Source organism: Pseudomonas sp. JH-2 (assembly GCF_036231725.1).
Classification (GTDB): Bacteria; Pseudomonadota; Gammaproteobacteria; order Pseudomonadales; family Pseudomonadaceae; genus Pseudomonas; species Pseudomonas delhiensis.
Genome location: NZ_JAZAQP010000009.1, coordinates 66,970 through 86,072 on the forward strand (window position 1 = coordinate 66,970; position 19,103 = coordinate 86,072).

Consider the following 19,103-nt stretch of genomic DNA (forward strand, 5'->3'; position numbering starts at 1 on the left):
GCTCAACTGGCCAGGCGGTGCAGGTTCCAACGCACCACGCCCCAGATCGCCAACTCATCGCCTTCGCCGATGCGGATCGGCGGGTAGCGGTCGTTGGCCGGCAGCAGCGCGTAGGCGCCGTCGATGATGTCCAGGCGGCGGATCAGCGGCTCGCCGTTCACCGCGGCCACCACTACCTCGCCGGAACAGGCCAGGGAAGCGCGGTCCACCACCAGCAGGTCATTGTCGTGGATGCCGGCACCGGTCATACCATCGCCATGTGCGCGGACTATGTAGGTATGGGGCGTATGCAGCTCGAGCAGGTCATCCAGCGACCGCGGCTGCGCCTGGAGGAACGCCGACGGATCGGCGACGGCAGGATGGAAAGCGGCATGAGACATGGCGGGGCACCCTCGGAATACTGTACATGCATACAGATACCAGAAATAATGCGAACCCGGCAAGCCATCCGCCACTCCATTGATAGCCGCCGGCAACCGCTGCGGCGTGGTCTATCCTTCGTGTGGGGGCGAGGACTTTCAGCATGAATCCTGGCACGTTCGTCACACTCATGATTTTCGGCTGGCTGCTGCTGGCGGGCGTCACGCTCTGGGCCTTCCTGCGCGTGCCCATGCGCAGGGCCCGGCTGCATTCGCGCAGCGAGGCCCAGGCCCATCCCCACGAGGCGCCAGCACCCCAGGCGCAGCCGCAGCCGGCCCCGCGCAGGCGTCATGCCGGCTGGCTGGCGTGGAATCATCGCTGAGGCGGCCGCAGGCCGCCGTCATCCAGGCTTTTCGGAAGCTCCATACAGCCCCCTTCCTCAGGTCCCCTCGCCCGACAGGCTCGTCCGGATGAACCCGACGGCCAGCGATGAGCTCGCAGGGGCTGGGCGAGGTGGTGGATCCGCAGCGGACACAGTCGCACAGGAGCAGGACGGCCCTCCCGGCTACACGGGCCGGGCCGCCAGCCGCGCGCCAAACTCAGGCCAGGCGAATGTCCGCCCCGGTGACCTCGTCGCGCAGGGCGCGCAATTCGGCGGCATCCTGGTTCAGGTGATGAATGGCCTTGAGCAACCGCTGGCGCAGCAGTTCGTCCGGCACTTGCTCCACGGCGCGCATCACTTCGATGGCAGTGGCTTCGTTGTTGCTGGCTACCGAGTCCAGCACCTTGCGGATGTTACGGGCTGCACGTTGCACGTCAGGTCCTCATGACAAAGTGCGAGCACCGTAGGACAACAATATTTCTCAAAGATTTCAGCGAGTTGCATTCTGACCAGCGGTCAGGCGCATCCCCCTTGCGCAAGCCGGCGGACGATGCGGCGGCGAGCGTTGGCAGCGCGGCCGATTGTCACGCTGCCGAGTCGGCAAGTCGGGAATGCAGGGAGGAATTCTGGTGCTCGGAGCGGGACTCGAACCCGCAAGACCGTTAGGCCGGCGCATTTTAAGTGCGCTGTGTCTACCAATTTCACCATCCGAGCCGGGCGGGCATTGCCGAGGCCGGAAGAGTTCGGCCACCGGGCAATGTGGAAGGGCCGAGACTATACCGAGTCGACTCGTTGCGGTAAAGCCGGGGCCGGGCGCCTAAGCACTTGATGGCGCAGCCGATTCCGCCCTCCCCGAGGCTCGCTGCGCACCCTGCGTCCCCTGCACAAGGGACTAGTCGGAATTACCGGCTTTTTGCCATCTCCCATGTCGCATAAGCTGCCCACCCACGGGGCGGAAGGGAAGCCAACCCCGGCTTGGGCCGCATTACCCCGGATGCGGCCGCTTTTTCTTCTGCCACCTCCCGGACAGCGGGACAATGTGAATCCAGTCACATAACTGCCGAAAAACCGGCACAGCGCCATCATCGGTACAAGACTTTGACGTTCAGTGGATCACGAAACGCCAAACAGGAGAGTTCCGATGAGGCAACGCATTGCCACTCGCGTGGGCAGGTCCCTGGTCGTCATCGAAACCAAGGACATCACGCATTTCAGCGCGGAAGAAAAGTATGTGACAGCCTTCACCGCCAAGGGCCGGATCCATTTCGACGCCACCCTGAAAGCCCTGGAAATCGAGTTCGCCGAAGCGTTCATCCGCATCCATCGCAGCCACCTGGTGCGCAGCAGCCTGGTCAGCAACCTGCGCTGGGACGCCTATTCGGCCAGCATCGGCATCGAGGGCACGGAAATCCGCCTGCCCCTGAGCCGCCAGCGCGTCGGCGCGGTTCGCAACCTGTTGCGGGCACGCAGCGGAGCGACCGTGATCGCCACCCTCGACGGGCCGTTGCCGCTTTCCATGCTGGCCACCCAGCATGCAGCCCCTGCCCTGCGGGTTCCCTGACGAAAGGGCGTATCGCTCGTCCATATGCAATATCAAAGTAACATCACCCATCTATACTGCAGGAAGGCTGACGGACCAGCCCCCATCGGCAGTACGAAGAAGCCTCGCCTCACCCGCGAGGCTTTTTCTTTCCACCGCTCATCGACCACCTGAAACGCCGTGCCGGCCGGGGACATGAGCGGCCCGCATACATGCACACGAGAATGTATGTTTATTTCGCTGTCGCGTAATGGCAATATGCCTGGCCCTCTTGCTGAGGACATGGCCGGCCGAGCAGGGACGCGACGGCCAGCCACTTACCCTTCCCGGCGCGCAGCCCTGCCGCGCAGTCCCCAGAGCAGCAGCACGATGGCGAGCATGATCGCCAGGCCGACGCTGACGAAACCGAAGGTCACCAGCAGTTCCTGCCAGGGCTCTGCGCGATGCCCCGCGGCGGTGACGGGCGACATGGCCGCGGTGCCGAAGACCGCGGCGAGCAGGGTGAAGGCCCAATTGGCATAGGCGCCGTAGAGCAATGCGCAAAAGGCGACACCCTGCCACCGGGACGACAGCGCCACCTCGCCCCAGATAGCCCCCAGCGCCAGCAACAGCAGGCCATTGAGGATGCCCTCCAGGTGGGCCGCCAGGGCCATGTGCGGATTGCTCAGCTGCGCCTCGACCAGCCCGGTGAACAGACCGAGCAACAGCAGCAGCAGGCCGTGCCAGAGCAACCGCCGATACACGCCAGCCATGCCGGGCACCTCCGCGACCGGGTCTCCCCTTCACTCTAGACGGTGCGGGCTAGTGCAGCGGCAGCCAGCCGGGCGCGATGTACTCGGAGGGGAGCAACAGGCAGACGACCAGATAGCAGGCGACGACAAGGCAGGCGGCGGCCACTACGAGCCATTCGAAGCGCGACATCTCTCATCCTTGAGCAGCGCAATTTCAGAATGACAGTATGCCATGGCGAACGGCACATGACATCAGAACGCCATCTACCTCTCAGAGCCTCCGGCAGGCGGCGAGACGAGCAGAGAAACGCCGGGCCCGGTAGAATTTCGCGCCCCTGGGAACCGGAACGGCTCCGGCCGGTCTGAAACCGCCAGCGAATTCACACCACGGGTCGGCATGCGATCCGGACGATCGACCATCCCGGGCGGCAAGCCTGCCGCCCTTCATTCCTCGAGGTTAGCAATATGCGCAAAGCACTCCCCGCCCTGGCCCTGAGCCTGCTGTTCGCCCAAGCCGCCATGGCCGGCGGCGGCACCCAGGCAGCCGTCGGCGGCGGCCTGGGCGGTGCCCTGGGCAACGTCATCGGCCAGCAGATGGGCGGCAGCACCGGTGCCGCGGTCGGCGCCGGTCTCGGTGGCGCCGCGGGTGGCGCAGCCACCGCCAAGAAAGGCCGGAAGACCAAGGCGGCCATCGGTGGCGGCCTGGGTGCAGCCGGCGGCTCGATCATCGGTAACAAGCTCGGCGGCAGCACCGGCGCAGCCATCGGCGCCGGCCTGGGTGGCGCGGCGGGCGGCGCGCTCGGCGGCAAGAAGTAAGTCCGGCTGCTCCGTGTGAAAAGCCCCGTGGGTTCGCTCCCACGGGGCTTTTCTTTTGCGGATGTCCCGCCCGAAGAACGCTCGCCCCAGCCATGACGCAAATACCTGCGCATAGCGGACTCGGCCGCGATCAATAGCCCGCTTCGCGTTGATGCCGAATGGCGAGAATCACTATGGTCTCGTTATCGATGCGATACCGGGCGACATAGCCGCTATCACCGAACTCGATTGGCCATTCTCTGAAGGAGACGGGCAGGCTCTCGATTATCCGTCCCACCTGCGGGCGATTTCCCAGCGCCTGGGTGGCCTGGACGACCGCCTGAGCAGCCCGCCTGGCCGCATCAGGACTCCTGGAGCGCAAGTATTCCCGAAGGCATTCGAGATCGCGTATCGCGGCCGGAGCGTAGAGCACTCACGTGCGGGAGCGGGCCGCTCGTCAACCTCACCCCAGGTGTTCAGCCACTCATTGACCGCTTCGGACGTCACATGCTTGCCAGTGGCCTGATACTCATCCCACGCCAACGCCGTCTCACGGTTCAGTGCCTCACGCCTTTCCTCGCGCTCAACATACTGGGCAAACGCCTTACGCATGATCCATGTGTGGCGAGCGCTGGCGTATCCCCGCAAGGTTGCGTATGCGCGCCATCATCGCATCGTCGAGCTTCACCGAAGTGGCCATCACGCCCCGAGTAGTCAAAGGTAATACCCGCGATGCTCCGCCCAGCCATGGAGCCTGTCAACCCGCATGCCACCACTGCTCGAAGCAGGCGCCGGCACGAGCAGTACGGGAAATACTTGCCTGGAGGAGAAAAGAAAAAGCCCCGAAGACCTGCGTCTTCGGGGCTTTCATGTTGGAGGCTGAGGTCGGAATCGAACCGGCGTTCACGGATTTGCAATCCGATAGAAAGATTCAGCAATGACACCATGTGCAGCTATTTTGGCGTCCCATTATCAATTCAAAATCACACCTCTGTAACCCGCATGGTTGATAGGGGTGCATCTCCAGTTCTGGAACCAAAATTCCGGCCCTCTCTGCCCGTTCTGGGCGCCCTACCACACCGATCTAGCGATACTCAGCGATACCCGTTCCTGCCGACTTCCATTCTTCTTGCGGGGAGTTAGACCGGAGCATGACGAATGCGTCAACAGCCTGCCCTTCCTTCGGTTCGGCCGGGGAGATAGCGGCATGTCGGCCAGCCGCGTAGCCGGGGAACATGTCGGAGTTCGCCGACACGTGGTATTCCCAAATCCCGAAATTGCCCGCCTTGCCAACCATGCGCTCCAGCTGAAGCCGAGAGAAAGCGCCCTGACGAATGATGAGCATGCCGACCTCCAGTAGTTGAAGGCTGGCATTCTACCCTACTGCGCCGCCCGCGCCCGCTCGTCCACCCGGCGTGCCACCTGGTTCCGGCTTTCGCTCAGCTCGCGCAGCAGCGCCATTTTCTCCTCGGCGCCCAGCGTCGGATCGTTGCTGACCGCGCGCATGCGCTGGTTGATCGCCGTGATCCGCCGGTTCGCCGCGTTGTAGATCGGCCGCAGCTTCAGCGTGCTGTTGCCGGCCAGTTCTTCAAGGCGGCCCAGGTCGTCAACCTTCCGCGCCTCACTGGCCGAGGCGTAGAGCTGGTCGATCTGGTGCTGCATCTCGTAGAAGCGGTCCAGGTACTTGCTGCTGCCGCCGGCGACGGGCTTCACGAAGTCCCCATAGAGCGTCCAGTTGTCGGGGTTGGTGGCGTCCCGCCGCGGGTTCGCCGGCAGGTCCATCGGGCCGCGCAGCATGTAGTCGCCGGCGTTCAGGGCCTGGGTACCCAGCCAGCCGAAGTAGCCGCGCACCAGGTGCTCCAAGCGCTGGGGCGAGATGTTCGCCAGGCGGCCGGCAGCCACCGCGGCAGCGGACGTGCTGGAGGTGTAGCGCTCCGCCGGCGGCAGGCGCTCCTGGCCCATGCTGTCGATCGCCGTCTTGCGGAAGCTGTCGTAGTTGAAGATGGCATCCATGGCCGGCTTGAACGCTTGGGGTACCGGACTCATCTGCAACTGGTCGGTAAGCAGCGCGCCCAGCGTCGACGCAAAGTCGCCGGCGCGGTAGTCGTTGCCGGCGGTAGCCAGCTCGGTCATGCGCTCGGCCACACTGCCCAGCACGCCGACTTCGAACGGCTTCGGGATGTACAGCGCGTGCTCGGCGCCCGGCAGGCGTACCCACCAGTAGTTGTTCCGCACGAAGTCCGGCAGCTCCTTGTACTCGTCGTCGTCCTTGTTCAGCAGGTGCAGCAGCACAGAGACCATGGCCACCGCGCCGGCGACCGCCAGGAACCGGCGCGGATCGGTGCCGGCACCGCGGCCGAGCTTGTACATGCCCTGCAGGCGAGCGTTCATGAACGGCACGATCTGCGTCAGGAAGCGCACCGAAGCCCATTTCCCGGCCGAGGTGAAGTCCATCATGTCGCGGGCCAGGTAGCTGGCCTCGAGGTGACTCCTGCCCTGCTCCCGCAGCTTCTTGTACAGCGTGGCCCGGTTCACCGACTCCAGGCGGTCGCCCAGTTCCTGGTAGCGATCCCAGGCCGAGCGCAGCGCGCGGGTGATCTTCTCCTGGGTGGTGAGGATCTGCCCTTCCTTGGCGCCCAGGTCCTTGATCAGCCGCTTCGCGTGGGCCGCCTGGTCGCCGTCATTGAGCGCGCCGAAGCGCACGGCGCCGCCGCCGGCGATGAGCTGCTGCATCACCGGGCTGCTGTGGGCGGTGCCGCGCCAGCCCTCCGCGACGTTCTTCAGGGGGTTGTAGCCCAGGTCGTTGGTGGCCACCGCCGAGATGCTGTCGCGCAGCAGGTTCCGGGCGCGGAACGCCGGGCTGCTGGTCACGCCGGTGGTCAGCCAGTGCTTGAAGGCCCGCATGGCCTTCATGGCCGGGTTGTTCCAGTCCTGCTGGTGCAGCATGGTCAGGGCGTCGAGCACCAACGGATCGTGCACCAGGTAGTGCTGCTCGCGGCCGCCCATCATCACCCGGACGGCCCCCTTCTCGGCTTCACGCACCGGCGTGGCCACCCCCATCGGCTCAGCCGCCTTCAGCGCATTGGTCGCCGCCAGGTTCTTCATCGAGGCGGTGAGCAGGTGTGACCAGTTCGCCAGGGTGTTGGCCATCAGGTCTCCCAAGGGCTCCTTGCCGCCCTTGAGCTTCTGGAACGCGCGCTGGCCGGTCAGGCCACCGATCTGCCCCGGGCCGGCGGTACCGTCGCCCTCCTCCATCACCCGGTAGAACGGCACGTAGAACTCGTTCTCCCAGAGCTTGCGCGCCCCGGGATCGATGAGGCCGGCCTTCTCGGCGACGTCCAGCACCGACCGTTGGTAGGCGGCAAACTCCTTCTGCGCCTGGGCGTAGGCCAGGGTACGGCTGCCGCCGCCCTCCATGGTGCCCTGGTTCAGGCGCTTCAGCTCGCGGATGTTCTCGGCGGTGAACAGGTTCTCGCGGCCCTCGGCAGCCAGGCGCTCGGCGCGGTGCCCAGCCATCCAGGCGAAGAACAGGTCATGCTCGCCGCGCAGCTTGGCGAGAACGCCGCGCAGGCCGTGTCCATCGGGATCAACCGCCAGCGCGCCGTCGAGCAGCTTGGGCTTGCCGTAGAGGAAGATGGATTCCAGAGCACCGTCGGTGCCCTTGGACAGCCGGGCCTGCATGTAGGCCGTCTGGTCCAGCTTGGCGATGGGGGCGAACTGGTCGAACACGCCCTGGATGAACTTCTCTTTCCAGCGATCGCGGTACTTGGCCGCGGTCTCGGCGATGGTTTCCTTCCGGGCGAAGGCGCCGATCTTGCTCAGGGCGTCGCGCTGGGCGTCGGTGACGTGGTCGGCGAACTTCACCGGGCCACGGTTGGCGACCTGGTCGAGGAGCGTGAGGGTGCGCTGGCCGGCGCGTGAGTAGCGAGGGCCCTGGTCGTCGTCGCCTACAGGTGCTTGAGTTCCGGATCGATCGCCAGTTGCTCCCTGGCCCACTCCGCTGCCTCTTGCATCTCGCGACGCAGCGAGTCGATCTCGGAGTTGCTCAGGCGATAGACCCCCTCGGTCGAACGTGAGGATCGTTCGAGCTTCGGATTGGGTGAGGCCTTCGAAGCCGTAGCCGAAGGTTTCCCGGAACCAGGGTTCGATACTGCCGTATTTGCCACGTACTTCGGCCAGGGTGGAGGAATCGAGCGATAGCTTGCGGGAGTAGTTCTTGCCGGTCAAGGCAGTGGCCAGCACTACCCGACCACCGTTGTCCTCGATGTGCGTCTTCAGCTGGGCCAGGGTGCCGCCCTGCGTCAGGGTATCGTCCAGCAGAATGTAGTCGCCCGGCGCCACCTCCCCCTGGAACGTCGGCTGCCGCGTCACGCGCTCCAGGGCGGAGGCGCTGGTGCGGCCGATCTTCTCCTGCTGCACCGGATTCAGGTCGGTCTGCAGCCCCAGGCGCTGCGCCAGCACCTCTGCAGCGATGACGGGGATGCGGTTGTTGCCGGCACCCTCGCGCGCTACCACCGGCACGATCTTCGGCGAGCTGCCTGCCGGGATAGCCTGGCGCACCTGCTCGACGAACTCCGGGGTGATCGCGTCGCGCGCCACGCGCAGCGCTGCGGCCGTGTCGCCCGCCTTCGCCGCGGCGTAGTCCGGGTGGTTGTTCAGGAAGGCCAGCGGGTGGGCCACGGCGACATCGGGGAACGATGCATCCCAGCCGCGGCGCGAGTAGCGCGCCTCACCAGCCGCGCGCCCAGCGCCGCCCTCGATGAAGCCCCGCGCGTTGGCGAGCAGCCGGGCCAGGTCGCCGTCGGTCCACTTCATGTCCAGGCCGATGGCGCGCAGGCCGGCGCGGACGGCGGAGACCAGGCGCGGCCAGAAACCTTGCTGCTGGAGGCTGCCGGCGGCGGCCAGGTCGGCCAGCACTTCCTCGACGGCGACCGGGCGCCGGTAGCCGGTCTGCTCGGCCAGGCGGTCGGCGGCGGCGCGCACCTGGTCGTTGCCGCGGTAGATGCTGTGCAGCAGCGGCTCCAAGCGCCGGCCGAACAGCCCCTGCAGGCCGGCATGGCCCAGCACCTCGTGCGCCAGGACGAAGCCGCCGTGCTGATAGCTGCCGATGTTGTCGGCCACCAGGTACACGGCGCCTCCGTCGAAGATACCCTCAACGCCCTCGGCGCCGTCGCGCTGCACCCGCTGGCGCAGTCGCGGCGGAAGGTCATCGACCGACTGCACCACGCGCACGTCAGGGGCATTGCGCCAGTGGCTGATGCGCTCCTGCAGGGCGCGCTGCAGCTGGCTGGCACGCAGGCCCTTCAGTACTGGCGCGCTGGCGCGATAGCTCGCCTGCGAGTAGCGGCCGTACTCGGCGCGCAGCGCCTCCCAGGCCTGGCGGTTCACGCTCGCCGGCGAATCGCTGTTGAGCGCGTTGTACCGCTCGAAGCTCAGGCCGGCCGAGGCCGCGTCCAGATCCGCCTCGTAGCGGTCCTCCAGGCGCTGGATGGCCTGGCCGTAGCCGGGCGAGCCCTTCTTCAGCCCCTCCTGCTTCGCCTGGTTGGCGATGTAGCGCCGCCTGGGCATGGCCAGGATGTCCGGCAGGTCGCCCTGCTCATCCGCCCGGCTGGGCGGCTTGCTCGATTCCGGTGCAAGGGGTTCCTTGGGCGCTACTGCAGGCGATCGCTCGGCGGCCGGCTCTGCAGCAGGACGATCCGCTCGAGCACTGGCTCGTCCTCCGGCAGGCTGACCAGCCCCTGGCTCAGCCGCTGGTACCGGCGCCACGTCAGTTGGCCGAGCAGGAACAGCAGCTGCAGCGCCTGCTTCTCGCTCATCGCCGGGCCCGGCGCGGTTACCAGCATCTTCCACCTCCGGCTGTGCCTTGGGTTGGATTCGAAAGTCTCGGCTGCCACGCTGCACGACTTCGAACGCCGCCGGCGCCGGCAGGCGGCCCAGGGCGCGCCCGGCCTGCAGGCGGTTCGTGTACGGCTTGGCCATGGCCTGCTGCTCTGCCTGCACACCTTGCACGGCGCGTGCCGCAATGGCCCGGCTGGCCCCGGTCTGCTGGGCAATGGCGGCGGTGTCCAGCTGCTCGCCCGCGGCGGCGCGCTGGCGCAGGCCCGGCAGCAGGGCCTCGATGGTCGGGCGCTGGCCGGGCCGCGCCTGCTGGTCCATGCCCGGGCCGCCAGGCAACGCGCGCTGCCGCTCCGGCGTTACGAAGGGCGCCACCGGGCCGCGCTGGGCGTTACCCTGGCGGTCCACCACCAGGGTGTCCGGCGCCGGCAGGGCCAGGGTGGGCGCCGGCGGCCGGCGGACGGCCACGGCGAAGCCGCCTTCATGGGGCACCACCACCGGCTGCTCGCCGGCCTGCGTGGCCTCCTCCAGGGTGCGGAGCAGGCGCACGTCGCGCTCGCTCTTGAACGGGCGGCCGTTCTTCTGCACCCGGAACTCGAAATCGGGATCGCCGGACACTGGCGCGGCGGCGACCTGCTCGGCTTCCATGGGGCCGGTGTCCATTTCCACGGTGGGCAGCGGCGGCTGCTCGGCGACGCTCTCCACCTGGCCCGGGCCGGACTCGAAATCCACCTGGGGCAGCGGCACGCCGCGGGCCTGCTCGGTGGTCATCGTCGCCAACTGCTCGTCGGTGACGCCCAGGGCGCGCAACTGGTTGCGTTCGTAGGGCGTGAGGTCGTCGGCGGCCATGCCGGTGCCTCGCTCGGCCGGCGGCCCGGTCTCCTCGTCGACCTGCGGCAGCAGCTCCTCCAGGCCGCGGCTGTCCAGCGGATCCAGGCCCTGCTGCTGGGCGACCGCGATGCGCTGTTGGGCGGCGGCCAGGGCATCCTGCTCCGGCACCTCCACCTCGCGCTGCAGGTCAGGATCCTGGCGGAAGTAGCGCAGCGCGCCTGGGTTGTCCGGATCAGCTTCGGTGCGGAACATCTGCTGCGCCACCGCGGTGGGCAGGTCGGCCAGGTCTTGCTCGCGCAGGCCGCTCTCCGCCGGCGCCGGGGCGTTGTTCAGCAGGGCGGCGCGCTGCACCTCGTGCGCCACCCGGCCGTCAACCGCCACCGTCGCCGCGGCCGACAGCGGACCGGCATTCGGATCGAGGCCCATCTGCTCGGACGGCTTGCGCAGCCGGCCGGCGGCTGCGGCCCCGCCACCGGCAACCCCGCCGCCCAGGGCGCCGATCAGGCTCGCGTTCGCGATGTCGCTGACGCCCTGCTGGTCGAAGGCGTGGTGGTTGGGATCGACACGCTGCACGGCCAGGTTCTCCACCGCCGTCTGCGCGCCCTCCGTAGCGCCCTCGGCGCCGGCCTGCTTCAGCGTCTGGCGGGCGATGCCGCCGGTGCCGCGGCCGGCTAGCCGGCTGATCAGCCCGACCTCGGGCAGCGCGTCGAGCGCACCGGCGGCCGCGCCGTAGGCAGCAGCCGTGCCCGGGGCGTACTGGCCGGTCTTGTCGTAGATGTCGCCGTAGATCGAGCCCTGTTCGGTGCCCACCGAGTTCGCGGCCACGCCGGCCATGGCGCCGCGCTCCGCCAGCTTGTTGCCGTAGGCCTTGGCCGCCTTCTCCGCCGTGGCGCGGGCCACGCCCTTGGCTACCTGGTTCTCGGCGAAGCGCTCCACCGCCTTGCGGCCGGCGACCTTGGCCACCGCGCCGCCGATCCCGCCGGTGGCCACCGAACTGGCGGCGAACGGCACCAGCTGACCCAGGCCCTGGGCCGCGTACAGCGCCGCGTCGTGCGCGCCGTGCACATCCTCGAAGCGACCGACCGCCGGCGCGCTCTCCGTCGCCTCCTGCTGGTTGCGCTGGTAACCCTCCAGGCCCCAGTCGCGCAGGCCCTCGGCGCCCGCGGCATCGCCGGCCAGGCCCGCCAGGCCGTACAGGGTGCCCTGCAGCGAGTCGACGCCGGCGCCGATGCCCTTGGAGAACTCGCCGGAGATGGAGGGTCGCTCGGGGGCATTCAGCCCGAACTCGCTGACCAGATCCGGCTGCTGAGATGGGGTGGCGCTCGGCGGCGCGCCCGCTCGACCTGTCGAGCTTCCTGCATCCAGGCCGAACTCTTGCAAAAGATCACTCATCCCGCTCTCCAAAGAAAAAGCCCGTCATGTGACGGGCTCAGTCTTAGGCAGTGGCGGTATCGGAAGCACACCTCACAGGGGGTTAGGCCTGCGGGCTCTCCAACTCATCGTGCCCGAAAAGTTTGATCAGATCGATATCGTGGACTTCTGCCCACGCTGCTGCCGGCCACGCACGGACGCGACCATAGAGCGGATCATCGACATAGGCCGCTTCCGCGCCGTGCACCTCACACCATTTGCGCAGCGGGCGCCACTCCTGGGGGCCGAACTTTCTCTTGGTGGCGTGCTCGACTGCCTTCACCGTCGCGTGCCGGCTGTTGCGGCCCAACTCATCCTTCAGTCGGGCCGCCTCCCTGGACGCCGCCGAAGCCCTGGCCATTGCCGAAGCCTCGCGCCGGCTACCTATCTGCGCTTTGGTAGCGATCGCGTGGTCTCGCTCAGCAGTGAGTTGGAGCTTCTCCTTCTCGCTGGCCAGAGCCATCTCCAACAACTCAAGGCGGGAGAGTTCCACGGGCGGCGTCGACTGCCGCTCCATTTGGTTGAGCTTGGTAACGACTCGCCGACGCACGGCCTTCGACTCGCGCATGGACACCAGCATGCACTGATCTCGCGTCAGCTCCAGTTCTTCCGACTCGGTATTGTTCAAATTTTGCACTACAAAAATCTTGTAGTGCTCCCCTTCGAGTTCGTCCTTGCAGCGCTGAATGAAGACATTTCGGCGAACAACAGGCTCGCCGAACTCAGTACGCACCCGGTTGACGAGGTCCAGCAATTCGCTGCTGGTCATGGTGGGCTGACCGCCAGTGGTGATCATGTTCATCTTGCGACTCCCGCCATGGCTACGAGATGGTTGGGCGTTTCACCAGTCAGCGCTGCGAGGCGCGCGAACACGCCCCGGTTGAGCGAAACCTTATTGGCGCCGGCGACATTCATCGCCAGCATCGCCATCAGGGCGCCGATGGTTCGCTGCGCCTGGAACAGCTTTTTGGCGGGATCGCGCTCCTGCTCGACACGGTAGAGCAGGTCATCGACCACATCTTCTGCAGTCACGTCCGTCAGGCCGTAGTTGAACGAGCCGTAGAGGCTGAAGGGGGTGTTGGGTATCGGCGCGCGGCCTGCATGATGGGCGGGTTTCATTTGCAGCCCTCCCCAGCCAAGCCCAGGGAGATACCACGGTACAGTGATATGCTATGATGATTCATGACGCTCAATTCCTCGGTGGTTTTGACGTTATCCAAAGCCTCAGGTGTTCCCGCACCTGAGGCTTTTTCATTCCTGCTCAGTCTGTTTGGCTCGGACATTGAGCCCCTCCTCTATCAACACAATCAGCTCAGCGTTAAGGCTCCTGCGGTTGCGATTTGCCTCCTCTTGGACCTTCGCCCGCATGCGCGGCTCAAGGCGAAGGGGATACGAAGCTATTTGACGCTTTTCCATTCAACGGCTCCTTTCTGATGGCTGTGGAATCATAATAAATCCACAAGTGTGGCCGTCAAGTGGATTCTTGAATCTTTTCGAGTCCACAACATACACTCGTATCCCTACCTTCAGATCCACAGCAGAAAATGAACGATCGCCACACCGTCCCGCCTTACTCGTTACGGATGCCTGAGGAGCTCAGGAGCCAGTTAGAGGATGCGGCCAAGTCGACCAAGCGTTCTCTGAATGCAGAGATCGTGGCCCGCCTGGAGGCAAGCTTCGCCCTGTCGATCCCCGCCGCTGGTAGCAGCATTGAAGACCTGAACCTCCAGCGCTCAGAGGTCGCAAGTCAAATCAGCAACCTGCGGCGCGTGATACGTGGTCGCGAGGCTGGGCTTGACCTACTCCAGAAGCAGCTCAACTACCTGACTCACAGTGGACAGCACACGAAAGCCGAAGCCGTGACAGCTATCATCGAGGCAACAACGGCAGAGATCACTGCCTTAGAGCAGGAGCACTCCGTCCTGCGCGAGCTCCAGCACGAGATGGACTCCAGGCTGGCGGCATCCATGTACATCTCCGACGTCCGCGATCGCTAATCCCCTCTCTCCAGACCAAGCCTACCGGCCTTTCCAGAAGCGCAAGCCCTTTTTCCCGACAGAAAAGCGACGGAAAAAACAGAGGCGCGCATCGGGTACTCACTCTGTGAGTATCCGAAAGATACTCACTGTTCCTCCTTAAGGGGGCTGCCGAGTTCCAGCCCGAGCGTCATCTGCAACTGCTCTCGCCAGTGATCCACTTGGTGTTCGAGGACTGGCTTCTGAAATCGCCAGTGCGCCAGTTGCTTGCCACTGACGCTCGCTACCGCACTCCCATCGTCCAGCGCCTTGCAGGCCTGGTCGAAGCGCTGGCGGATCGAGATATCGCCGTGCAGCAATGCGTCGATGTGCAAATCGCACCAAACAGCGAAGTCCGGCGAGATCCAACGTGCAAATGCCACCGCCAGTTTCGGATGAAGCCAGGTACCACCGCCACGTCCGCGCTGCGTCTGGATTAAATCCCCCTTTTCTGGGGTATTTAAATGGCGCATCAGCGCCTCGATGTATTCCTGCGTTTCCTGGGTGGCCAGCCACTTATCCAACCGACGGCCCACGCGCGCCGCAATGCTGGTTGCATTAACCCAGCCGTCGACATTGAACTGGACGGTACTACCTTCATAGCTGAACGGAATGATGCTGCTCATGCGCTCGCTCCTGCTCCCGGCTGGAAGGGCAGCAGGCTGGACGCCTGGGAGCGGGCAGTCGTCCTTTTCGGGAGCTACCCTAGCCTGCTGGCCCCAGGGCGAACCCAGGGACAGGCCGAGTGTGGGATGGCGGCTCTGAACGATACGAACCTTACAGGGGGTTGCCAGGCGTTCAGCCATGAAAAAGCCCGCCAGTGTGGCGGGCTCAGTTTCGGTGGGAGGGGGTGCCGGGAGCACGCCTTACAAGGGGAGGGACTGTCTCCCTACACCTTCAGGTGGGGCTCAGGTGTGAGAGGAGGTGATGGTGATGTTTACCTGCGCCGGCTTCACACCGTAGATCCGAGCCAGTTCGCACACCGCCCTGTCCAGGGTGAGCGCGTCAGGACCATCCAAGGCCAGAGTTGGAACTGGATCACCAAGGGAAAAGAACTGATCATTGTCGAAAGAGTGAGTGATGCGCTGATCTTCGGCATCGTACCGGCTGAAGTTGCTCATGACCTCCAAGAAGAAGGGATTCGAGTCCTTATTCCACACGTTCCGAACTTCCGAAAACCTGACGAGCGCCTTGCCATCCTCGACCGTTGGAAGAACTACTTCGCTGATCTTTGCGACCCAATAGGCAATATGGCCGTTGCAAAGTACTAGGTACTCAGTACCAATCCACATCGGCAATTCAGACACCCCAATAGGCAGTGCCAAACTGCTGTTTCTCTTGATTTCGTCGATATCTTGCCGGCTCAGCGGAAACGAAATTGCCTTGACCATGCAGTCAACTCCTTGTCAATGAGCACTCAACAGTAAGGCATATAGCCACCATCGTCCACTAGGAGCAGAAGCCTCGCGCTTGGACATCCGTCCAGGCTGGGTAAATGCTCAGCTACTCGCCGAAATCGATGTTGGGTAATGTCCAAAAGACATCATGCACCCTAGGAAGAAAACATGGACGATCCGATCAAAAAAATCCCTGCCGGCGATCAATTCATGCTGGGTGTAGTGAACGCCATCCAGGCACTGGCTATAGCTGTCCTGGATGATGAAGTGAAAAGGGAAAAGGCCCAAGGGATGCTCGACTCATTCTTCGAAAGCGCCGCTGCACGTGGGCTTTCCGAAGAACAGATGACCAACTACATCAACGGGCTCTCCTGCCTTGGCCTTGCCGTGACGAAATCAAGGGATCACTGACGAGCATTAAGGCGATCGCAAGCATCTGTAAACAGTGCATTGATTTGCCGAGCCATCTTGGCAGACTGCTGGGCCTGCAAGGCTGCAACCTTTTTCGCTACTCTGTCTGCTAGCCGATCGAGAAATACCTCATCGGCCAGCAGGCGCTCCAGATCGCTTTCGGAAATGCCTTTCATATCCACCTCGATTCGTTGAGTGTCCAGTGAAAAGATCGCTCGCCGCTGTCGCCCTTCTCGCCCTCCCCGGCCTGGCCATGGCCGGCAACTTCGCCACCTGCCTGCTCGATGAGCTGCCCGGCACCCAGAACGACAACGCCGCCGGCGCCGCCTACCAGGTCTGCAGCGGCAAGTACCCGGCGCGCTACGACGGCGTGGCCCAGGGCTCCGGCCGGGGCTTCTTCGGCTACGACTCCGGTGCCGAGTGCGCCCTGGCCAAGGCCAAGGACACCCGGAGCAACCAAGCGGCTGGCATGATCCGGGTGGCCTGCAACAGGCTGTACAACGAAAAGAAATCGGACCTCTGCAAAGAGTTCAACCTGGACTGCGGCGCTCGCTAAGAAATCGCCACCCCTTTCGCTTGCAGTTGCCGGATTATCTCGTCCGGCGACATGTTGTATTGCTTCGCCGTGCTCTCCACCTCGGCGCGACTGACCGAGCGACGCAGCGGCGCCCCCTGAGTGGTGCCACCCGCCACCGGCTGCCCGGTGGTCACGTCGATCAGCTGCGTCCCGCGGATATCCCGACCGTTCTCGTCGCGGCCCAGGATCACGTCCTGCGACCGGTAGCGGTCTTTCGGCTGAGTGATCAGGTTGATGTAGGTGTCGCGGGCCTGCTCGCGCTGGGCCTGGGTGAGCGTGGGATCGACCATGGCGGCCTTGAGGCCGTCGATGCGCTGCTGGTCCTGCAGGCCGTACCCGCCTTCCTGGACCTGCTGCTGCAGGCGCTGCTGGTTGAGCGCTTCGGTGCCCATCTGCTGGGCCTCGCTGGCGACGCGCTGGTTGGCCAGGGCGGTGCTGTTCTGGGCCTGCTGGCGGGTGGCGTCGGTGTTCGCCAGGCGCTCCTCGAGGCGGGCGTTCTGGATGTCCACGTCGCTGGGTGCCCGGGTGCTGTCGCGCACCACTGTTACCTGGCCGCCGTTGTTGCCCAGTTCACCACGATGGGCGGTCTCGACCATCTGCTGCCGCTGCTGGTTGGCGCGCTCGAAGCGGTCGAGGGCCAGCTGGGCGTCGCCGGCCTGGGCCTGGGAGAAGGTGCCGACGCCGTTGCCGAGGTTCGCCGCCGAGCCAGTGCTGGCCAGGTCCTGGTCGTTCTGCAGGCGCATGGCGGCCAGTTGCTCGGGCGTGCGGCGGTAGGCGCCGAACCCGGGCTGTGCCGCCGGCGCGGCCGCCGGGCGGCGGGCACCGAAGTTGCCGTAGTTCGGCACGGCCGAGGCCACGGTACTGGAATCGTTGGTGAACTCGGCCTGGCCGTTGGCGCCGACGCGCGCGGCGATCTCGCCACCCTGGCGCTGGGCGCCGAAGCCAGTGCGCGCCCAGCCCTGGTCGTCGGGCTTGGCCTGGTTGATGCCGGGCAGCGCCGGCGGCCCGCCGGTGAACGGGGTGCGCGCGGACTGGCGAGCCAGCGCCTGGATGCGGTCCGGCGTGAGGCCGGGAGACGGCGCGGCAGGAGCTGCGGCCGGCGCGCTGGGTGCGACCGAGGCAGACGCAGCAGGCGCCGGCGACTGGCCGGCACCGCCCGCGCTGAGATCGCCGGCCGGCGGCTGCCGGCGGATGCCGAAGCGGTACTCCGGCATGCTGCTGGACGGCAGGTTGCGGAAGGCGTTGGCCAGGTCGCCGGTTCCGGCGGTGGGCCGGCCGAGCTTGTTCGGATCGTCGACCAGGCCACCGTTTGCGTAGTTCTTCCGGTAGGCGCCGAAGTTGCCGAAGTTCGGTGTCTTGGCGCGCTCCTCGTGGATGGCCTTTCCCTTGCGGTAACCCTCTATGCCGCCCACCACCTGACCGCCGTTGGCGAAGAACAATTCGGGCTTCTCCGCCGTGCTCTCTTGCTCCGCGACCGGGGTATGCGTGGCCTCCAGCAACCCATCGAGAGCAGAGGCGCCGACGTTCTGCAGCATATCCGGCGAGACCTTGAGTTCGCCGTTGCTGACGTTGATCGGGACCTTGTTTCGATAGGCGCCGAAATTGCCGTAGCTGGGGACCTGGTTGGCCTGGGCATCCTGCCTGGCCTTCCATTCCTTGAAGCCGCGGACGCCGAAGCCGCCGGAGCTTGCGGGGGCAATGGCGGCGGTGGTGTCAGCCGGCAGGATGTAGGTTCCCTCGGGCACCTCGTCCTGGATGGAGTCGGAAGTGCCGGTGCCCGGGCCGGTAATGAGGCCGCCGTTGGCCTTCTTGTTGCGGTATGCGCCGTACATGCGGGTGTCCTCTGATGGAGTACGCCGGATCGTGACGCGGCGCCGCGCCAGGCCCAAGCCTTACAGGGGGCTACACCGGTACGGTGGCGGGGTCCTCGACTGCCTTGTTGGCGTTCGTCCAGAAGTACTTCAGCGTGGTCACCGGGATAGGCACTACCGCGGTGGGCGAGATGACATTGCCAACCCCGGTGCGAGGGTAGTTAACATAGTCGATGCTGTTGGCGTACAGGATTCGATACCCATCACCATCCACGTCAACGGATAGGTCCCGTCGATACATGCGCAGGTTGGCGTCGGGGGTGGACACTATGGATGCTGTCGCTGGACCATCAGCGGTGTTGCACCAAACCTGCGTGGTCGAATACTCGTTCAGCGTCATGGAGTTGATTGCCGGGTCCGTGTCCCCGAGCAGGAACGCAGACGGCGGCTGATCGACATAGGCGAAAGCGTTGGCGGTGGTCGGCGTCGGTACGGGGATCGTCGACGCCAGGTCGCCCAGGGTGAGCCAGTCGGTCAGCACGTAGCGGGCGCCGACTTGCACCAGGAACCTGATCTGATCGCTGCCCTTCATGGCTGCGCAGGTCAGCGTACCGGAGCTGAACACCAGGGGGATCACTGTGCCGGTGGTCGTCAGCAGCCGGAAACCGCCGCTGTCGCCGAAGAGGAAGCCACCGGAAAGCACACAGGTGCGCATGGTTCCGCTACGCGCAGAGTGCAGCACAACCTCGATGCCGGTGTCGTTGATCCGCGACCGATAGACACGGAAGGTGGCTTCCATGTTGGCCAGCTGCAGGGTGTACGCGTAGTCGCCGGCAAACCAGACGTAGTCGTAGAGCGAGGCGTAATAGTCCTCGTCGAGTCGCTGGAACGTCACGTTCTCCGGCGACTCGAACTCGTTGATGTTGGCCCGGCTGTAGGTGGCATCCAGCCCAGAACTGGAAACGAAGCCCTGCGCAGAGAGCACGATGGATGGGATGGCCATGCGAT

Annotated in this window: 21 protein-coding genes and 1 tRNA gene; 7 read left to right on the top strand and 15 right to left on the bottom strand. The window is 65.4% G+C overall.

The genetic code is table 11. The features are described 5' to 3' along the window. Positions 1-2 precede the first annotated feature (2 nt). Positions 3-380, bottom strand: a complete 378-nt coding sequence (locus tag VV867_RS08675) for a LexA family protein (protein ID WP_109933873.1) — start codon at positions 378-380, stop codon at positions 3-5. A 143-nt stretch (positions 381-523) separates the two neighbouring features. Here VV867_RS08675 and VV867_RS08680 point away from each other — a divergent pair, with 143 nt between their 5' ends. Further along, positions 524-742 carry a hypothetical protein gene (locus VV867_RS08680; RefSeq protein ID WP_328566115.1) on the top strand — a complete coding sequence of 73 codons (219 nt, stop codon included), beginning with the start codon at positions 524-526 and terminating at the stop codon, positions 740-742. A gap of 217 nt (positions 743-959) precedes the next feature. On the opposite strand, the gene VV867_RS08685 is transcribed toward VV867_RS08680, so the two are convergent. Next, positions 960-1,175, bottom strand: coding sequence for a hypothetical protein (locus tag VV867_RS08685; protein WP_009619935.1), 216 nt, complete (start codon positions 1,173-1,175; stop codon positions 960-962). A 194-nt stretch (positions 1,176-1,369) separates the two neighbouring features. Further along, positions 1,370-1,456: transfer RNA gene (locus VV867_RS08690), tRNA-Leu, on the bottom strand. 427 nt (positions 1,457-1,883) lie between these two features. Here VV867_RS08690 and VV867_RS08695 point away from each other — a divergent pair. After that, positions 1,884-2,303 (top strand): LytR/AlgR family response regulator transcription factor, encoded by a 420-nt coding sequence (locus tag VV867_RS08695; RefSeq protein WP_275629967.1) that lies wholly within the window; start codon positions 1,884-1,886, stop codon positions 2,301-2,303. 296 nt (positions 2,304-2,599) lie between these two features. Here VV867_RS08695 and VV867_RS08700 read toward each other — a convergent pair whose 3' ends face one another. After that, the gene (locus VV867_RS08700) at positions 2,600-3,034 is read right to left on the bottom strand and encodes a hydrogenase (RefSeq protein ID WP_328566116.1); all 435 of its coding nucleotides are present in this window, start codon (positions 3,032-3,034) and stop codon (positions 2,600-2,602) included. Positions 3,035-3,478: 444 nt separating this feature from the next. Here VV867_RS08700 and VV867_RS08705 point away from each other — a divergent pair, with 444 nt between their 5' ends. Next, positions 3,479-3,829: a bacteriocin gene (locus tag VV867_RS08705; protein ID WP_089391353.1), complete on the top strand. Its 351-nt coding sequence runs from the start codon at positions 3,479-3,481 to the stop codon at positions 3,827-3,829. 130 nt (positions 3,830-3,959) lie between these two features. Here the strand turns inward: VV867_RS08705 and VV867_RS08710 are convergent, their stop codons facing one another. Beyond that, positions 3,960-4,241 carry a type II toxin-antitoxin system RelE/ParE family toxin gene (locus tag VV867_RS08710; RefSeq protein WP_328566117.1) on the bottom strand — a complete coding sequence of 94 codons (282 nt, stop codon included), beginning with the start codon at positions 4,239-4,241 and terminating at the stop codon, positions 3,960-3,962. A 223-nt stretch (positions 4,242-4,464) separates the two neighbouring features. On the opposite strand from VV867_RS08710, the gene VV867_RS08720 reads away from it, so the two are divergent. Further along, positions 4,465-4,749 carry a hypothetical protein gene (locus VV867_RS08720; RefSeq protein ID WP_328566214.1) on the top strand — a complete coding sequence of 95 codons (285 nt, stop codon included), beginning with the start codon at positions 4,465-4,467 and terminating at the stop codon, positions 4,747-4,749. A gap of 143 nt (positions 4,750-4,892) precedes the next feature. On the opposite strand, the gene VV867_RS08725 is transcribed toward VV867_RS08720, so the two are convergent. The 5 genes from VV867_RS08725 to VV867_RS31140 all read right to left on the bottom strand — a co-directional run bounded on the left by VV867_RS08725 (position 4,893) and on the right by VV867_RS31140 (position 13,300). Then, positions 4,893-5,153: a hypothetical protein gene (locus VV867_RS08725; protein WP_328566118.1), complete on the bottom strand. Its 261-nt coding sequence runs from the start codon at positions 5,151-5,153 to the stop codon at positions 4,893-4,895. Between the two features lie 35 nt (positions 5,154-5,188). After that, positions 5,189-11,866 (bottom strand): LPD38 domain-containing protein, encoded by a 6,678-nt coding sequence (locus tag VV867_RS08730; protein WP_328566119.1) that lies wholly within the window; start codon positions 11,864-11,866, stop codon positions 5,189-5,191. A gap of 82 nt (positions 11,867-11,948) precedes the next feature. Next, positions 11,949-12,686 carry a hypothetical protein gene (locus VV867_RS08735; RefSeq protein WP_328566120.1) on the bottom strand — a complete coding sequence of 246 codons (738 nt, stop codon included), beginning with the start codon at positions 12,684-12,686 and terminating at the stop codon, positions 11,949-11,951. Beyond that, positions 12,683-13,003 (bottom strand): hypothetical protein, encoded by a 321-nt coding sequence (locus tag VV867_RS08740; protein ID WP_328566121.1) that lies wholly within the window; start codon positions 13,001-13,003, stop codon positions 12,683-12,685. Before VV867_RS08740 ends, VV867_RS08735 begins: the two co-directional genes overlap by 4 nt. A gap of 132 nt (positions 13,004-13,135) precedes the next feature. Then, positions 13,136-13,300, bottom strand: coding sequence for an Arc family DNA-binding protein (locus VV867_RS31140; protein WP_442965010.1), 165 nt, complete (start codon positions 13,298-13,300; stop codon positions 13,136-13,138). 128 nt (positions 13,301-13,428) lie between these two features. Here VV867_RS31140 and VV867_RS08745 point away from each other — a divergent pair, with 128 nt between their 5' ends. Continuing rightward, positions 13,429-13,881: an Arc family DNA-binding protein gene (locus VV867_RS08745; protein WP_328566122.1), complete on the top strand. Its 453-nt coding sequence runs from the start codon at positions 13,429-13,431 to the stop codon at positions 13,879-13,881. A gap of 125 nt (positions 13,882-14,006) precedes the next feature. Here the strand turns inward: VV867_RS08745 and VV867_RS08750 are convergent, their stop codons facing one another. Further along, complete coding sequence (locus tag VV867_RS08750; protein ID WP_328566123.1) at positions 14,007-14,525, bottom strand: KilA-N domain-containing protein; 519 nt, start codon at positions 14,523-14,525, stop codon at positions 14,007-14,009. A gap of 282 nt (positions 14,526-14,807) precedes the next feature. Beyond that, the gene (locus VV867_RS08755) at positions 14,808-15,290 is read right to left on the bottom strand and encodes a hypothetical protein (protein WP_043312946.1); all 483 of its coding nucleotides are present in this window, start codon (positions 15,288-15,290) and stop codon (positions 14,808-14,810) included. 174 nt (positions 15,291-15,464) lie between these two features. On the opposite strand from VV867_RS08755, the gene VV867_RS08760 reads away from it, so the two are divergent. After that, on the top strand, positions 15,465-15,707 hold the full coding sequence (locus VV867_RS08760) for a hypothetical protein (protein ID WP_043312945.1): 243 nt from the start codon (positions 15,465-15,467) through the stop codon (positions 15,705-15,707). Here the strand turns inward: VV867_RS08760 and VV867_RS08765 are convergent. Further along, the gene (locus VV867_RS08765; protein WP_152623713.1) at positions 15,701-15,883 is read right to left on the bottom strand and encodes a hypothetical protein; all 183 of its coding nucleotides are present in this window, start codon (positions 15,881-15,883) and stop codon (positions 15,701-15,703) included. The genes VV867_RS08760 and VV867_RS08765 overlap by 7 nt on opposite strands. A gap of 26 nt (positions 15,884-15,909) precedes the next feature. On the opposite strand from VV867_RS08765, the gene VV867_RS08770 reads away from it, so the two are divergent. After that, positions 15,910-16,263 (top strand): hypothetical protein, encoded by a 354-nt coding sequence (locus tag VV867_RS08770; protein ID WP_328566124.1) that lies wholly within the window; start codon positions 15,910-15,912, stop codon positions 16,261-16,263. Here VV867_RS08770 and VV867_RS08775 read toward each other — a convergent pair. Both VV867_RS08775 and VV867_RS08780 read right to left on the bottom strand, forming a co-directional pair. Further along, positions 16,260-18,116 (bottom strand): hypothetical protein, encoded by a 1,857-nt coding sequence (locus VV867_RS08775; protein ID WP_328566125.1) that lies wholly within the window; start codon positions 18,114-18,116, stop codon positions 16,260-16,262. The genes VV867_RS08770 and VV867_RS08775 overlap by 4 nt on opposite strands. 70 nt (positions 18,117-18,186) lie before the next feature. Then, positions 18,187-19,098, bottom strand: a complete 912-nt coding sequence (locus VV867_RS08780) for a hypothetical protein (protein WP_281686782.1) — start codon at positions 19,096-19,098, stop codon at positions 18,187-18,189. Positions 19,099-19,103: the final 5 nt, after the last annotated feature.